Here is a 14,201-nt window from a genome sequence, read left to right as displayed (position 1 = left end):
CCCTGTGCCGTCACGCCGGATCGACCGGGTCCGCGGGGTGCGGTGCCATCGGCAGCAGCGAGGACAGCCGCTGCTCACAGAGCTCGACGAGCCGCTCGTACGCCTCCTTGCCCATCATCTCGGTGAGCTCGGGCCGGTACGAGACGTAGACGGGCTCCCCGGCCCCGTGCGCCGAGGTCGCCGAGGTGCACCACCAGTGCAGATCGTGACCGCCGGGGCCCCAGCCCCTGCGGTCGTACTCGCCGATCGACACCTGGAGCACCCGTGTGTCGTCGGGCCGGTCGATCCAGTCGTACGTACGCCGGATCGGCAGCTGCCAGCAGACGTCCGGCTTGGTCTCCAGGGGCTCCCGGCCCTCCCGCAGCGCCAGGATGTGCAGGGAGCACCCCGCGCCCGCCGCGAATCCGGGCCGGTTCTGGAAGATGCACGAACCCTTCCAGCGCCGTGTCTGGCGTTCCCCGTCGTCGTCGACCTCGACCCAGCCCGTCCCGGTGCCGACATCGTGGAACTGCCACAGCTCGGGGGTCAGCCGCTCGACATGGTCCGCCACCCGCTTCTCGTCGTCCTCGTCCGAGAAATGCGCGCCCAGGGTGCAGCACCCGTCGTCCGCGCGGCCCGCCTGGATGCCCTGGCAGCCGCTGCCGAAGATGCAGGTCCACCTGGAGGTCAGCCAGGTCAGGTCGCAGCGGAAGATCTGCTCGTCGTCCGCGGGGTCCGGGAACTCGACCCAGGCGCGCGCGAAGTCGATCCCCGTCTCGTCTTCGGACCGGTCCGGTCCGTTCACTTCCTGTTGCTGCATCTCCTGCTTCGTTCTCTGCTTCTTCGTGTTTTTGCCCGGCTTCGCCTTTTTCGTCTTTGGCACGCGCCAAGAGTAAGGCTGAGGTCCCGGTAGCGTTCCTGCCATGAGACTCGGAGTCCTCGACGTCGGTTCGAACACGGTGCACCTGCTGGTGGTGGACGCGCACCCCGGAGCGCGCCCGCTGCCCGCGCATTCGCACAAGGCGGAGCTGCGCCTGGCCGAACTGCTCGACGAGGACGGGGCGATCGGCCCCGACGGTGTGGACCGGCTCGTGGCGACGATCACCGTCGCGCTCCAGGCCGCCGAGGACAAGGGGTGCGAGGACGTCCTGCCGTTCGCCACGTCCGCGGTGCGGGAGGCGAGCAACGCCGATCAGGTGCTGGCCCGGGTGCGGGACGAGACGGGCATCGACCTCGCCGTCCTGAGCGGCGCGGAGGAGGCCCGGCTCACCTTCCTCGCCGCCCGCCGCTGGTTCGGCTGGTCGGCGGGGCGGCTGCTGGTCCTGGACATCGGGGGCGGCTCGCTGGAGATCGCGTACGGGATGGACGAGGAGCCGGACGCCGCGGTGTCGCTGCCGCTCGGGGCGGGCCGGCTCACCGCAGGCTGGCTGCCGGGCGACCCGCCGGACCCGGCGGAGGTGAAGGCGCTGCGCCGCCATGTCCGGGCGAGGATCGCCCGCAGCGTCGGCGAGTTCACCCGTCTCGGGCGCCCGGACCACGTCGTGGCCACGTCCAAGACCTTCAAGCAGCTCGCCAGGATCGCGGGCGCCGCGCGCTCCACCGACGGCCTCTACGTGCAGCGCGGCCTCACCCGCAAGGCGCTGGAGGAGTGGGTGCCGAAGCTGGCGACGATGACCACCGAGCAGCGCGGCGGTCTGCCCGGCGTCTCCGAGGGCCGGGCCCAGCAGCTGCTCGCCGGGGCGCTGGTCGCGGAGGGGGCGATGGACCTGTTCGGGGTCGACGAGCTGGAGATCTGCCCCTGGGCGCTGCGCGAGGGCGTCATCCTGCGCCGCCTGGACCACCTGCCGGCGGAGCGGGCCTCGCTGGGCTGAGCGCGGGACCGCGGAGCGCCACCGGGCGGCCGGCGGCCCGTCATGGCCCTGCTCACTTTCGGCCGGGACCCCTCGGTGCGGCGTACCACTGCCCGTACGCTGTCCCAGTGGCAGAACCAGTGGTGCGCATCCCGGATGCGAAGGTCGCCCTGTCGACGGCTTCGGTCTACCCGGAGTCGACGGCGACGGCCTTCGAGATCGCCGCGCGCCTCGGCTACGACGGCGTCGAGGTCATGGTGTGGACCGACCCCGTCAGCCAGGACATCGAGGCACTGCGCCGGCTCTCCGACTACCACCGGGTGCCGATCCTGGCCGTCCACGCGCCCTGTCTGCTGATCACGCAGCGGGTCTGGTCCACCGATCCGTGGGTGAAGCTCCAGCGGGCCCGCGCCGCGGCGGAGAAGCTCGGGGCGACGACCGTGGTCGTCCACCCGCCGTTCCGTTGGCAGCGCAATTACGCCCGCGACTTCGTCACCGGGATCTGGCGCATGGCGGACGAGACCGATGTGCGGTTCGCCGTCGAGAACATGTACCCCTGGCGCTACCGGGACCGCGAGATGCTCGCGTACGCCCCCGACTGGGACGTCACCCACGACGACTACCGCCATTTCACCGTGGACCTCTCGCACACCGCGACGGCCCGCACCGACGGCATGGCGATGGTCGGGCGGATGGGCGACCGGCTCGCCCACATCCACCTCGCCGACGGCAAGGGCTCCAACAAGGACGAGCACCTGGTGCCCGGCCGCGGCGACCAGCCCTGTGCCGAACTGCTGGAGCACCTGGCCCGCACCGGCTTCGACGGCCATGTCGTCATCGAGGTCAACACCCGCCGTGCCATGTCGACCGCCGAACGCGAGGCCGACCTGGCGGAGGCGCTGGCCTTCACCCGGCTCCACCTGGCGTCGTCCCCGACCCGGGCACCCCGCCCATGACGGACGACCCCACGGGCCCCGGCGATCCCGCAGGTCCCACGGGTCCATCAGATCCCGCAGACCCCCGCGACCCCACGGGCTCCGTCGGCCCCAAGCGCCGCGGCCGCCCCTCCCGTACCGCCGCCCCCACCGGCCCCGACGCGCGCACCCGCATCCTGGAGGCGGCCCGCACCGAATTCGCGGAGCGCGGCTACGACAAGACCTCGGTCCGGGGCATCGCCAGGGCGGCGGGCGTCGACTCCGCCCTGGTCCACCACTACTTCGGCACGAAGGACGAGGTCTTCGCGGCCGCGATCGAGCTCTCCTTCGAGCCGGCCCTGGTGATCCCGGCCGTCCTCGGCGACGGCACGGACGGCCTGGGGGAGCGGCTGGCCCGCTACTTCATCGGCGTATGGGAGAACCCGGCGTCCAGGGCACCTCTGCTCGCGGTCATGCGGTCCGCCCTGACGCACGAGGCGGCGGCGAAGGTCCTCAGGGGCTTCGTCCTGCGCCGGCTCCTGGAGCGCGTCGCGGAGGCACTCGACGTACCGGACGCCACGTTCCGCGCGGAACTGGCGGCTTCGCACATGCTCGGGATCGCGATGCTCCGCTATGTGATCCGGGCGGAACCGCTGGCTTCGGCCGACCCCGAGAAGATCATCGAGATGGTCGCACCGACACTTCAGCGCTACCTCACGGAATCCTGAGGCCTCACCGGCACCCCGCCCACCCACCGAGCAATTCATCCCGCATTTCGGACACTGTGTCCAGATCTTGGAGCCGGAGGCGTACGCTCGGAGGCAGTCTTTAACGTCGAAGGAGCGAGAGACGATGCCCCAGCTGAGGTCCCGCACTGTCACTCACGGCCGCAACATGGCGGGCGCCCGCGCCCTCATGCGGGCCTCGGGCGTAGCGAGCGAGGACATCGGCAAGCCGATCATCGCGGTCGCCAACTCCTTCACCGAGTTCGTCCCCGGCCACACCCACCTGGCCCCGGTCGGCCGGATCGTCTCCGACGCCATCAAGGCCGCGGGCGCCGTGCCCCGCGAGTTCAACACCATCGCCGTCGACGACGGCATCGCGATGGGCCACGCCGGGATGCTCTACAGCCTCCCGTCCCGCGACCTGATCGCCGACTCCGTCGAGTACATGGTCGAGGCGCACTGCGCCGACGCGCTGATCTGCATCTCCAACTGCGACAAGATCACCCCCGGCATGCTGATGGCCGCGATGCGCCTCAACATCCCGACGGTCTTCGTCTCCGGCGGCCCGATGGAGGCCGGCAGGGCCACCCTCGTCGACGGCACGGTCCGCAAGCTCGACCTGATCAACGCGATCAGCGACGCCGTCGACGAGAACATCTCGGACGAGGACATCCTCCGCATCGAGGAGAACGCCTGCCCCACCTGCGGCAGCTGTTCCGGCATGTTCACCGCCAACTCGATGAACTGCCTGACCGAGGTCCTCGGCCTCTCCCTCCCCGGCAACGGCTCCGTCCTCGCCACGCACACCGCCCGCAAGGCGCTGTACGAGGAGGCCGGCCGCACGGTCGTCGAGATCACCCGGCGCTACTACGAGCAGGACGACGCGTCGGTCCTGCCCCGCTCCATCGGCACCCGCGCCGCGTTCGACAACGCCATGGCGCTCGACATCGCGATGGGCGGCTCCACCAACACGATCCTGCACCTGCTGGCCGCCGCCCAGGAGGCCGAGCTGGCGTACGACCTCGACGACATCAACGAGGTCTCGCGCCGCGTCCCCTGCCTCTCGAAGGTCGCGCCCAACGTGGCCCCCGGCGGCACGTACTACATGGAGGACGTCCACCGGGCCGGCGGCATCCCGGCCATCCTCGGCGAGCTGCACCGCGGCGGCCTGCTCGACGAGGATGTGCACTCGGTCCACTCCGACTCCCTCGCCGAGTGGCTGAAGAACTGGGACGTCCGCGGCGGCTCCCCGTCCCCGGAGGCCGTCGAACTGTGGCACGCGGCTCCCGGCTGCGTCCGTTCCGCCACCGCCTTCTCGCAGTCCGAGCGCTGGGACACCCTCGACCTGGACGCGGCGGGCGGCTGCATCCGCGACCTGGCGCACGCCTACTCCAAGGACGGCGGCCTCGCGGTCCTCAAGGGGAACCTCGCCGTGGACGGCTGTGTCGTGAAGACGGCGGGCGTCGACGAGTCGATCTGGACCTTCGAGGGCCCCGCGGTCGTCTGCGAGTCGCAGGAGGAGGCCGTCGACAAGATCCTCCGCAAGGAGATCAAGGAGGGCGACGTCGTCGTCATCCGTTACGAGGGCCCGCGCGGCGGTCCCGGCATGCAGGAGATGCTCTACCCGACCTCCTTCCTCAAGGGCCGGGGCCTCGGCAAGAGCTGCGCCCTGGTGACCGACGGCCGCTTCTCCGGCGGTACGTCGGGCCTGTCCATCGGCCACGCGTCGCCGGAGGCCGCGTCGGGCGGCGCGATCGCGCTGGTCGAGGACGGCGACCGGATCAGGATCGACATCCCGAACCGTTCGATCGAGCTCCTCGTCCCCGAGGCCGAACTGGCCACCCGCCGAGAGGCGCTGAACGGCGTCTACGCCCCGAAGGACCGCGAGCGCAAGGTCTCGGCGGCGCTGCGCGCCTACGCGGCGATGGCGACGAGCGCGGACCGGGGCGCGGTGCGCGACGTGTCCAAGCTGGGCTGAGACGCGTCCGGGCCGGGCCGCTGCACGTCGGAGCCGAGCCGGGACATGCACAGGCCGGGCCGACCGGTCCGCCGGCCGACGAGGACCCCGCCCGCTCTCACCAGCGGGCGGGGTCCTGTCCGTCCACGGCGAACACCGAACCGTCGGGCGCGGTCCCGAAGACGGTCCGGCCGGCGGCCACGGGCGCGGGCAGCGCCGAGGAGTACGTGAGCCTCCCGTTCCGCAGCCGCGGGCCCGTCTGCCCCAGCAGCTTCCCGTGCGCGGTGTCCACGGCCATCAGCCGCCCGTCCGCCGCCGAGAAGTACAGCCGGTTCCCGGCGCCGAGGACGGGGGCGGAGGTACGCCCGGCGGCGGTCTCCAGCTGCCAGCGGACCGTTTCGCCGCCCTCGGCCGGGCGGGTGTCGACGGCGACCAGCCTCCCGCCGTGCGCCAGCAGATAGGCCGTGTCCCCGCCCAGCACGACCTCCGGTTCGTTCATCCGGAACGGCAGCGTCATCCGTACGACGTTCCGCTCCTTCGGCTCGTAGCGGACCAGCCCGACGGTCTGGGTGTCCCCGTTCATGGCCGTCATGACGAGCGCACCGCCCGAGGTCCCCACCGGAGTCAGCATCCCGTCCAGCCGCCGCTGCCACGCCGTGCGCCCCGTCGTGGCGCGGACGGCCGTGACCAGGGTGGTGGACCCGTAGGCGGAGTGCTCGAACGCGTAGGCCAGCCCGGAGCCGGCGTCGTACAGCGCGTAGTCCGGGCGCCGGTGCCCGGCGAGCGAATGCCGCCACAGGGAGACACCGGTCGCGGAGTCGAGCGCCTCGGTGGTCCCGTCCTCGGCGACCAGCAGCAGCGCGTCACCCGCGTCGAAGGGGGTGCCCAGATACGGGGAGAGGTCCGCTTCCCAGACCTGCTCGCCCCTGGCGGGGTCGTACGCCCGGAGCTTCCCGCCCGGCACCGCCGTGTGCACCAGACCGCCGGAGACCGACACCACGCCGACCGAGGGGCTGTCCTTCGCTGCGTGCCGGGACCACAGCACCCGGCCGTCCGAGGGATCCAGCCGGGTGACACCGATGCCGTCCGCCGCGCAGTACAGACCCGCGGCCAGGCCGGACGCCTGCTGCCCGGCGCCGTCCGCCGGGGAACAGACCGGTGTCGCCTTGCCGGTGGTCCGCAAGGCCGTCCGCCACGGGGCGAACTCCTCCACCGGACCCTTCGCCCCGCCCGTACCGCCCGACTCGCCGGCCCCGCCTCCCGTGCCGACGGCCCACACCCCGCCGGCCCCCATGACCAGCGCCGCCGCGGTGGCCGCCAGCCACCGCCGCTTGCCGCCGCCCGGGGCCGCCTTCCGGCCCCGCGCCGCCGCGCCCACGTGTGTGTCCGCGTCGGAAGAGGCGTCGGCCCCGGTTTCCGCGACGGCCGCCGAGCCGCTGACCGGCCGCCGCTGCGACGGTATGAACGCGGCGGCGTCGTACGACGGCGGGCGCAGCGTCGTCATGATCTCGTCCGGGGTGGGCCGCCCGGCCGGGTCCTTCGTGAGGCACTGCCCGATCAGCGGAGCCAGGTCCGAGGGCACGCCCGCCAGATCGGCCTCGTCGTGCACCACCTGGTAGGCCACGATGTACGGGCTGTCCGAGTCGAAGGGCCCCCGGCCGGTCGCCGCGTGGACCAGCACGGCCCCCAGGGCGAACACATCGGCGGCGGGCCCGACCTCGCGCGGCCGCTGGAACTGCTCGGGCGCCATGTACGGCGGCGAGCCGATCAGCTTGCCGGTCTCGGTGCGCAGATCGCTGTCGTACGGCCGGGAGATCCCGAAGTCGATGACCTTGGGCCCGGAGTCGGAGAGCAGCACGTTGCTCGGCTTGAGGTCCCGGTGGATCACCCCGGCGCGGTGGATGTCGCGCAGCGCCTCGGCCAGCCCCGCCGTCAGCCTGCGCAGTGCGGCGGGGGACATCGGCCCGTTCCGCTTCACCTGGTCGGCGAGCGTGGGGCCGGGTACGTACAGGGTGGCCATCCACGGCCGTCCGGCATCGGGGTCGGCGTCGACGACCGATGCGGTGAAGGCGCCGCTGACCCGCCGGGCCGCCCCGACCTCCTGCCGGAAACGCGCCCTGAACTCGGGGTCCGAGGCGTACTGCTGGTGCACCACCTTGACCGCGAGCTGCAGCCCGGAGGCGGAGCGCGCCAGGTGCACGACGCCCATGCCGCCCGCGCCGAGACGTGCCTCAAGACGGTACTGCCCGGCGTACTCCGGATGCTCCGCTTCCGGATTGGCTCCGGTACCTCGCAGCGGCGGCATCGCCCACCCCCGTGTGTTCGTCCGCAAGCGCGACGCACGGAGCCTAGTCGATGGTGCGTGCGATCCGGATGGGGCTTGTAGCCTGCGCGTCGTACACGTCGTACACACCATCTCTCGACGGGGGAGGGCCTCATGGCCATGGACGAGCACACCGACGGCGCGACCGCCGCGGCCGACGCGATCGACGTCACCGAGGGCGTGGAGACGCTCGCCGGGACCGACGACGTCACCCGGTACCCGATCGCGCCCGGCTACCGCGTCAACGTCCGCACGGGACCGGGCACCAAGTACGGGATCGTCAGGACACTGCCGTACGGAATGAAGGTCCCGGTCTACTGCCAGAAGCCGGGGGAGCGGGTCACCGGCCCGTACGGCACCTCCAACCTCTGGGACAACATCGCCAACGGCCAGTTCGTGTCGGACGCCTACGTCCACACGGGCAGCGACGGCTACATCGCGCCGCGCTGCGACTGACCGGGACTGCGGCCGGGATCGTGAAGAGGATCGCTACCGGCGCGTCCGGACCCGCGACCGCCCGGGGATAATCGACTTCGTGAGCGAGAACAGCGAAGCCCCCGGCGCCGGTGCCACGCCCGGTTCCACCACGCCCGGCCCGCGGCCCGAGCCCCTGCGCTTCTTCGGTACGACCTGGGTCGACCACAGCGGGGGCTACGGGCTGCGCCGGGCCGGGGCCGCGGTCGGCTCCCTGGCCGCCGCGGTCGCCGCCTGCTTCGTGCTCCGCTTCGCCTACCAGGGGCTGCAGATCGCCGATGTCGGCACCTTCGTCGGCATCCTGGTCGTCCTGATGTTCGCCATCTGCAGCGCCATCGCCTTCCGCAAGACCTGGGAGGGGTTCAGCCGACGCCCCACCGATCCGGCGCGCGAGGCCAATCTGCGCGGCCTCAAGACGATCGGCTTCGTCGGCTCGCTGATCGCGTACTTCCTCCGTACGTTCCGGGAAGCACCGGGCGAGCAGCTGCACCGCACGGAGTACGAGACGGCCCTGGCCCGCTACGAGAAGCGCCGCTCGGCCCGCACCGGGAACCCGGCGGCCCGCAAGAACACCAAGGGCAAGCGCCCCAAGCGCAAGTAGGACGGCCCCGGGCGGGAGCCACGCGCACACCGGCGCGCGCACGCGCAGGGCGGAATCACCGGCGCGGGCCCCGGCGCACGCGCCACGATGAGCCCATGCCTCCCGCCGATTCCACCGGTCCCGACGCACCCGCCCCCGCGCCCCGCGCGCTCTCCTTCGACCACGCCGCCGCCCAGTACGCCGCGGCCCGCCCCGGTTACCCGCCCGCACTCCTCGACGCCGTCGAGGAACTGGCCCGCCGCCCCCTCCGAGGCGCCCGCGCCGTCGATGTCGGCGCCGGCACGGGCATCGCCACCCGCCTCCTCCACGAGCGCGGCGCCCGGGTCGTCGCCGTGGAACCGGGAGCCGGCATGGCGGCGGAACTCCACCGCTCGCTCCCGCACCTGCCCGTCGTACGCGGCGACGGCAACCACCTCCCCCTCGCCACCGCATCGGCCGACCTGATCACGTACGCCCAGGCCTGGCACTGGACGGACCCGGCGCTCGCCGCCCCCGAGGCGCTGCGCGTCCTGCGTCCCGGCGGCGCACTCGCCCTCTGGTGGAACGTCGCCGACCACTCCGTCCCCTGGATCGCCGAGCAGGACGCCCGGCTCCGCCGCTTCTTCGGCACCGGCGACTCCGCCCACGGCTCGCCCGTCCGCCCCCGCGACCTGCCGTCCGGGCTCGGCTTCACGCACCGCCAGGTGGACTGGACCCGACGGGTGTCCGTCGACACCCACCTCGCCAACCTCGGCAGCCACTCCGCCTTCCTCGTCCTCGGCGAGGAAGGCACACGACGCTTCCTCGCCGAGGAGCGCGACCGGCTCGCGGAACTCTTCCCGCACGGCACGGTCGAGGAGCGCTACACGGTCGACCTGAACGTGGCGGTGAGCCCCGGCCACGCCTCTTGACGGGCGGACACCCCGGGATCAATATTCATCGCATGATGAATTCCAGGGGTGCCGCCGTCGAGGCCCATGGCCTCACGGTCGTACGAGGCGACCGCACCGTCCTGCACGGCCTCGACTTCACCGTCGAACCCGGCAGGATCACCGGCCTCCTGGGCCCCTCGGGCTGCGGCAAATCCACCCTGATGCGTGCCGTCGTGGGCACCCAGGCCAAGGTCACCGGCACCCTCGACGTGCTCGGCAACCCCGCGGGCCACCCCACCCTCCGGCCGCGCATCGGGTACGTCACCCAGGACCCGTCCGTCTACACCGACCTGACCGTCCGGCAGAACCTCGACTACTTCGCGGCGATCCTCCGGCCGGGCCGCCGGCAGCGCGACGCCCGCCGGGACGCCGTCACCCGCGCCATCACCGAGGTCGACCTGACCGGCCGGGCCGATGCCCTCGCCGGAGCCCTCTCCGGCGGCGAGCTCGCCCGCACCTCCCTCGCCGTGGCCCTGCTCGGCACCCCGGAACTCCTGGTCCTCGACGAACCCACCGTCGGCCTGGACCCCGTGCTCCGCCGCGACCTGTGGAACCTCTTCCACCGCCTCGCCGCCGACCGCGGCACCACGCTCCTCGTCTCCTCCCACGTCATGGACGAGGCCGAGCGCTGCCACCGCCTGCTCCTCATGCGCGAGGGCGAGATCCTCGCCGACGGCACCCCCGGGGCGCTGCGCTCCGCCGCCCGCGCGGACACCGTCGAACAGGCCTTCCTCCACCTGGTCGACCAGGCCGCCACCCGTCAGGAGCCCTCCCGATGAGCCCGCACCCGTCCCCGGCACCCGCATTCCTGAGCCCGGCCCGCACCCTCTCCACCGCAGCCCGGGTCCTGCGCCAGCTCGGCCACGACGCCCGCACCGTCGCTCTGCTGCTCCTGGTCCCGGTCGTACTGATCACCCTGCTGCGGTACGTGTTCGACGGCAGCCCCCGCGTCTTCGACGCCATCGGCGCCTCGCTCCTCGGCATCTTCCCGCTGATCACGATGTTCCTGGTGACCTCGATCGCCACCCTGCGCGAACGCACCTCGGGCACGCTCGAACGCCTCCTCGCGATGCCGCTCGGCAAGGGCGACCTGATCGCCGGATACGCCCTCGCGTTCGGAGCCGTGGCGATCGTCCAGTCCCTCCTGGCCACCGCGGTATCGGTCTGGGCACTGGGCCTGGACGTCATCGGCTCCCCGTGGCTGCTGCTCCTGGTCGCGCTGCTCGACGCCCTGCTCGGCACGGCGCTGGGCCTGTTCGTCTCCGCCTTCGCCGCATCCGAGTTCCAGGCCGTCCAGTTCATGCCCGCCGTGATCTTCCCGCAGCTCCTGCTCTGCGGACTGTTCGTCGCCCGCGACCACATGGCCCCCGCCCTCGAAGCACTCTCGAACGTGCTGCCCATGTCGTACGCCGTCGACGGCATGAACCAGGTCCTGCACCACACCGACATCACCGACGACTTCGTCCGCGACGTCCTGATCGTGGCGGGCTGCGCCCTCCTGGTCCTGGCCCTCGGAGCCGCCACCCTCCGCCGCCGCACCGCCTGACGGGCCGGTGCGAGGATGGCGCACACGAGCACCGAGCACCGAGAACCGTCAGCACCGCCCGGAGGGTGAACCACATGACCCAGACAGTCGCAGTCCTCGGCACCGGCAAGATCGGCGAGGCCCTGCTCAGCGGCATGATCCGGGCGGGCTGGCGCCCGGCCAACCTGCTGGTCACCACCCGCCGCTCCGAGCGCGCCGAGGAACTCCGCAACCGCTACGGCGTCGACTCCGTCAGCAACGCCGAGGCCGCCCGGCGCGCCGACATCCTCATCCTCGCGGTCAAGCCCCAGGACATGGGTCGGCTCCTCGACGAGCTCGGCCGGCACGTCACCCCCGACCACCTGGTCATCAGCGCGGCCGCGGGCATCACGACCGCCTCCATCGAGGACCGCCTCGCCACGAACACCCCGGTCGTACGGGTCATGCCGAACACCCCCGTCCTCGTCGACGAGGGCATGTCCGTCATCTCGGCCGGCAGTCACGCCACCACCGACCACCTCGCCGCCGCCGAGGCGATCTTCGGCGGCGTCGGCAAGACCCTCCGGGTCCCCGAGTCCCAGCAGGACGCGGCAACCGCCCTGTCCGGCTCGGGCCCCGCGTACTTCTACTTCCTCGTCGAGGCGATGACCGACGCCGGCATCCTGCTCGGCCTGCCCCGCGCCCAGGCCCACGACCTGATCGTCCAGGCCGCCATCGGCGCCGCCGTGATGCTCCGCGACAGCGGCGAACACCCCGTCAAACTGCGCGAGGCCGTCACCAGCCCGGCCGGCACCACCATCAGCGCCATCCGCGAGCTGGAGAACCACGGCGTACGAGCCGCCCTCATCGCCGCTCTCGAAGCCGCCCGCGACCGCAGCCGCGAACTCGCCTCCGGCAACGGCTGACCTACTCCGCGGCAGCGATCAGCTCGGCGCTGCCGACCACCTTCGCGAACCCACCGCCGTGCAACGACACGGCGGTGGCCCGCGCCAGCTCGTCCGCGCTCTGCTTCCACCCCCACGGCCCGGTCAGGTCGAAGGTGTGCGTCGCATCCAGCGCGACGAACACCTCGTACCCGAGGTTCCCGCCCATCCGCGCCGTCGTCTCGACGCACATGTTGGTCTGGATCCCGGCCACCACGAACTGCCGGATCCCGCTCCGCTCCAGCCACTCCCCGAGGTCGGGCGTCCCGTAGAAGGCGGAGTTCACGCTCTTCGTCAGCAGCAGCTCGGGCCCACTGCCCTTCCCGCGCCGCTCCTCCACGTACCCCTTGAAGTCGTTCCCCGACTGCCCCGTCCGCAACGGCGAACCGGGCTTGGGCGAGTCGTGCCGTACGAACACCACCGGCCGCCCGCCCGCCTGCCAGGCATCGATCAGCCCCGCGATGTTCCGGTCCGCCTCCGGGTTGTTCCGCGGCCCCCAGTACGCCTCCTCCTCGAAGCCGTTCTGTACGTCAATCACGATCAGCGCTGCGTTCTCTGCGATCTCCATGCGAAAGATCCTGCCGCCCGGCGCCCCCACGTCCCAGAGGTCAAAAAGCCATCGATCGATGCTTTACTGCCACGATGGCGACCACCTCCGATCCCACCCGCATCGCGCTCGTCTGCTTCCCCGGCGTCCGCGCCTTCGACGTCTCGGTCATCACCGAGGTCTGGGGCGTCGACCGCACCGGCCGCGGCGTCCCGCCCTTCGACCTGCGCCGCACCGCCGCCGGACCGACCCCCATCGCCCTGCGCGGCGGCCTCTCCCTCACCCCCGACCGCACCCTCGCCTGGCTCGCCCGCGCCGACCTGATCGTCGTCCCCGGCCTCGACGACTACGTGACCCCGGCCCCCGCACCCGTCCTCGAAGCCCTCCGCCGTGCCCACGCCCGAGCCACCCCGATCGCCTCCCTGTGCGGCGGTGCCTTCACGCTCGCCCAGGCCGGCCTGCTGGACGGCCGCCGGGCAGTCACCCACTGGAACCTCACCGACCTCCTGAGCACCCGCCACCCCAAGGTGAAGGTCACCCAGGACGCCCTCTTCCTCCACGACGACAACATCTGGACGTCAGCGGGCACCGCGGCCGGCATCGACCTCTGCCTCCACCTCGTACGCACCACCCATGGAGCCGAGACCGCGGCGACGATCGCCCGCTCGATGGTCACCGCCCCGTTCCGCACCGGCACCCAGGCCCAGTTCATCGAGCACCCCACCCCCCGCGCCGACCGCGACGCGGACACCCTCGCCGCGGTACGCGCCCACGCGCTGGCCCATCTGGCCGAACCCCACACGGTCGCCGGCCTCGCCGCCCGCGCCGGAATGTCCCCCCGCTCCTTCGCCCGCCACTTCCAGGCCACCACCGGTACGACCCCGCTGCGCTGGCTGATCAACCAACGCATCGCCGCAGCCCAGAAGCTCCTGGAGCGCACCGACCTCCCCCTCCCCGAGGTGGCCCGCCGCACCGGCTTCGGCAGCGAGGTCACCATGCGCCAGCACTTCGCCACCCACCTCTCCACCAGCCCCCGCGACTACCGCCTGGCCTTCCACCAGGGCCCGGCCCAGGCCCGAGGTTGACACGCCCTGCCCGGATCCGTAATGTGCTCCGAGTTGTCCGACGTGAGCGCCGACTCCGGTCGGTCCCCGGACAGCCATTCCGCAGTAACCACATCTGATCAGTGACATCTGTCGCCGGACCACCTGTGTGTATTTGCGAAATGAGGAATCCGCGTTCGAAGGAGCGCGACCCCGATTAGCGTCGGGGCCCGGGATTCCGCTAAAGTCTCACTCGTCGGAACGGCCCAACGGCCGGGAAGACAAACCCCGCTGACTGGGAATCAGGCCCGAAAGGATCTGATAGAGTCGGACTCGCCGGAAAGGGAAACGCGAAAGCGAAGAACTGGAAAGCGCAGTAAGAATTCTCCTGCTCCGCAGGGGGCCCGCTTCGACCGGGAATCGGACACG

General features: G+C 72.1%; 14 protein-coding genes. 11 read left to right on the top strand and 3 right to left on the bottom strand.

What is annotated here, in order from left to right:
• Positions 1 to 10: 10 nt before the first annotated feature.
• Positions 11 to 862: a hypothetical protein gene (locus ACWCPY_RS28535; protein WP_451269686.1), complete on the bottom strand. Its 852-nt coding sequence runs from the start codon at positions 860 to 862 to the stop codon at positions 11 to 13.
• 40 nt (positions 863 to 902) lie between these two features.
• Here ACWCPY_RS28535 and ACWCPY_RS28530 point away from each other — a divergent pair, with 40 nt between their 5' ends.
• The 4 genes from ACWCPY_RS28530 to ilvD all read left to right on the top strand — a co-directional run bounded on the left by ACWCPY_RS28530 (position 903) and on the right by ilvD (position 5,446).
• Positions 903 to 1,850 (top strand): Ppx/GppA phosphatase family protein, encoded by a 948-nt coding sequence (locus ACWCPY_RS28530; protein ID WP_451269684.1) that lies wholly within the window; start codon positions 903 to 905, stop codon positions 1,848 to 1,850.
• 119 nt (positions 1,851 to 1,969) lie between these two features.
• Positions 1,970 to 2,785 carry a sugar phosphate isomerase/epimerase family protein gene (locus tag ACWCPY_RS28525; protein WP_451269809.1) on the top strand — a complete coding sequence of 272 codons (816 nt, stop codon included), beginning with the start codon at positions 1,970 to 1,972 and terminating at the stop codon, positions 2,783 to 2,785.
• Complete coding sequence (locus tag ACWCPY_RS28520) at positions 2,782 to 3,471, top strand: TetR/AcrR family transcriptional regulator (protein ID WP_451269682.1); 690 nt, start codon at positions 2,782 to 2,784, stop codon at positions 3,469 to 3,471. Before ACWCPY_RS28525 ends, ACWCPY_RS28520 begins: the two co-directional genes overlap by 4 nt.
• A 124-nt stretch (positions 3,472 to 3,595) precedes the next feature.
• Complete coding sequence (gene ilvD, locus ACWCPY_RS28515; protein WP_451269680.1) at positions 3,596 to 5,446, top strand: dihydroxy-acid dehydratase; 1,851 nt, start codon at positions 3,596 to 3,598, stop codon at positions 5,444 to 5,446.
• A gap of 97 nt (positions 5,447 to 5,543) precedes the next feature.
• Here ilvD and ACWCPY_RS28510 read toward each other — a convergent pair whose 3' ends face one another.
• Complete coding sequence (locus tag ACWCPY_RS28510; RefSeq protein ID WP_451269807.1) at positions 5,544 to 7,730, bottom strand: protein kinase domain-containing protein; 2,187 nt, start codon at positions 7,728 to 7,730, stop codon at positions 5,544 to 5,546.
• Between the two features lie 132 nt (positions 7,731 to 7,862).
• Here ACWCPY_RS28510 and ACWCPY_RS28505 point away from each other — a divergent pair, with 132 nt between their 5' ends.
• The 6 genes from ACWCPY_RS28505 (at position 7,863) to proC (ending at position 12,164) form a co-directional block, all read left to right on the top strand.
• Entirely contained in the window at positions 7,863 to 8,204 is a 342-nt protein-coding gene (locus ACWCPY_RS28505) for an SH3 domain-containing protein (RefSeq protein ID WP_451269678.1), read from the top strand.
• A 79-nt stretch (positions 8,205 to 8,283) separates the two neighbouring features.
• Positions 8,284 to 8,823 (top strand): hypothetical protein, encoded by a 540-nt coding sequence (locus ACWCPY_RS28500; protein ID WP_451269676.1) that lies wholly within the window; start codon positions 8,284 to 8,286, stop codon positions 8,821 to 8,823.
• A 95-nt stretch (positions 8,824 to 8,918) separates the two neighbouring features.
• Positions 8,919 to 9,713, top strand: coding sequence for a class I SAM-dependent methyltransferase (locus ACWCPY_RS28495; RefSeq protein WP_451269674.1), 795 nt, complete (start codon positions 8,919 to 8,921; stop codon positions 9,711 to 9,713).
• A gap of 32 nt (positions 9,714 to 9,745) precedes the next feature.
• Positions 9,746 to 10,513 carry an ABC transporter ATP-binding protein gene (locus ACWCPY_RS28490; RefSeq protein ID WP_451269672.1) on the top strand — a complete coding sequence of 256 codons (768 nt, stop codon included), beginning with the start codon at positions 9,746 to 9,748 and terminating at the stop codon, positions 10,511 to 10,513.
• Positions 10,510 to 11,280, top strand: a complete 771-nt coding sequence (locus ACWCPY_RS28485; RefSeq protein ID WP_451269670.1) for an ABC transporter permease — start codon at positions 10,510 to 10,512, stop codon at positions 11,278 to 11,280. Before ACWCPY_RS28490 ends, ACWCPY_RS28485 begins: the two co-directional genes overlap by 4 nt.
• 74 nt (positions 11,281 to 11,354) lie before the next feature.
• Positions 11,355 to 12,164, top strand: coding sequence for a pyrroline-5-carboxylate reductase (gene proC, locus ACWCPY_RS28480; RefSeq protein ID WP_451269668.1), 810 nt, complete (start codon positions 11,355 to 11,357; stop codon positions 12,162 to 12,164).
• 1 nt (position 12,165) lies between these two features.
• Here the strand turns inward: proC and ACWCPY_RS28475 are convergent, their stop codons facing one another.
• Positions 12,166 to 12,750 carry a cysteine hydrolase family protein gene (locus tag ACWCPY_RS28475; RefSeq protein WP_451269666.1) on the bottom strand — a complete coding sequence of 195 codons (585 nt, stop codon included), beginning with the start codon at positions 12,748 to 12,750 and terminating at the stop codon, positions 12,166 to 12,168.
• A gap of 74 nt (positions 12,751 to 12,824) precedes the next feature.
• Between ACWCPY_RS28475 and ACWCPY_RS28470 the strand changes: the two genes are divergently transcribed.
• Positions 12,825 to 13,814 (top strand): GlxA family transcriptional regulator, encoded by a 990-nt coding sequence (locus ACWCPY_RS28470; protein ID WP_451269665.1) that lies wholly within the window; start codon positions 12,825 to 12,827, stop codon positions 13,812 to 13,814.
• Positions 13,815 to 14,201: the final 387 nt, after the last annotated feature.

The sequence above is a fragment of the Streptomyces sp. NPDC002403 genome, from assembly GCF_053593015.1.
Note: the sequence above shows the minus strand (reverse complement) of the source record. Positions and strands in the feature narration are given on the sequence as shown.

What these genes read in the sequence shown, in the direction of transcription:
- ACWCPY_RS28530 (WP_451269684.1), top strand. Translation starts at nt 903, where the DNA reads ATGAGACTCGGAGTCCTCGACGTCGGTTCGAACACGGTGCACCTGCTG.
- ACWCPY_RS28520 (WP_451269682.1), top strand. Translation starts at nt 2,782, where the DNA reads ATGACGGACGACCCCACGGGCCCCGGCGATCCCGCAGGTCCCACGGGT.
- ilvD (WP_451269680.1), top strand. Translation starts at nt 3,596, where the DNA reads ATGCCCCAGCTGAGGTCCCGCACTGTCACTCACGGCCGCAACATGGCG.
- ACWCPY_RS28510 (WP_451269807.1), bottom strand. Translation starts at nt 7,730, where the DNA reads ATGCCGCCGCTGCGAGGTACCGGAGCCAATCCGGAAGCGGAGCATCCG.
- ACWCPY_RS28505 (WP_451269678.1), top strand. Translation starts at nt 7,863, where the DNA reads ATGGCCATGGACGAGCACACCGACGGCGCGACCGCCGCGGCCGACGCG.
- ACWCPY_RS28495 (WP_451269674.1), top strand. Translation starts at nt 8,919, where the DNA reads ATGCCTCCCGCCGATTCCACCGGTCCCGACGCACCCGCCCCCGCGCCC.
- ACWCPY_RS28490 (WP_451269672.1), top strand. Translation starts at nt 9,746, where the DNA reads ATGATGAATTCCAGGGGTGCCGCCGTCGAGGCCCATGGCCTCACGGTC.
- ACWCPY_RS28485 (WP_451269670.1), top strand. Translation starts at nt 10,510, where the DNA reads ATGAGCCCGCACCCGTCCCCGGCACCCGCATTCCTGAGCCCGGCCCGC.
- proC (WP_451269668.1), top strand. Translation starts at nt 11,355, where the DNA reads ATGACCCAGACAGTCGCAGTCCTCGGCACCGGCAAGATCGGCGAGGCC.
- ACWCPY_RS28475 (WP_451269666.1), bottom strand. Translation starts at nt 12,750, where the DNA reads ATGGAGATCGCAGAGAACGCAGCGCTGATCGTGATTGACGTACAGAAC.
- ACWCPY_RS28470 (WP_451269665.1), top strand. Translation starts at nt 12,825, where the DNA reads ATGGCGACCACCTCCGATCCCACCCGCATCGCGCTCGTCTGCTTCCCC.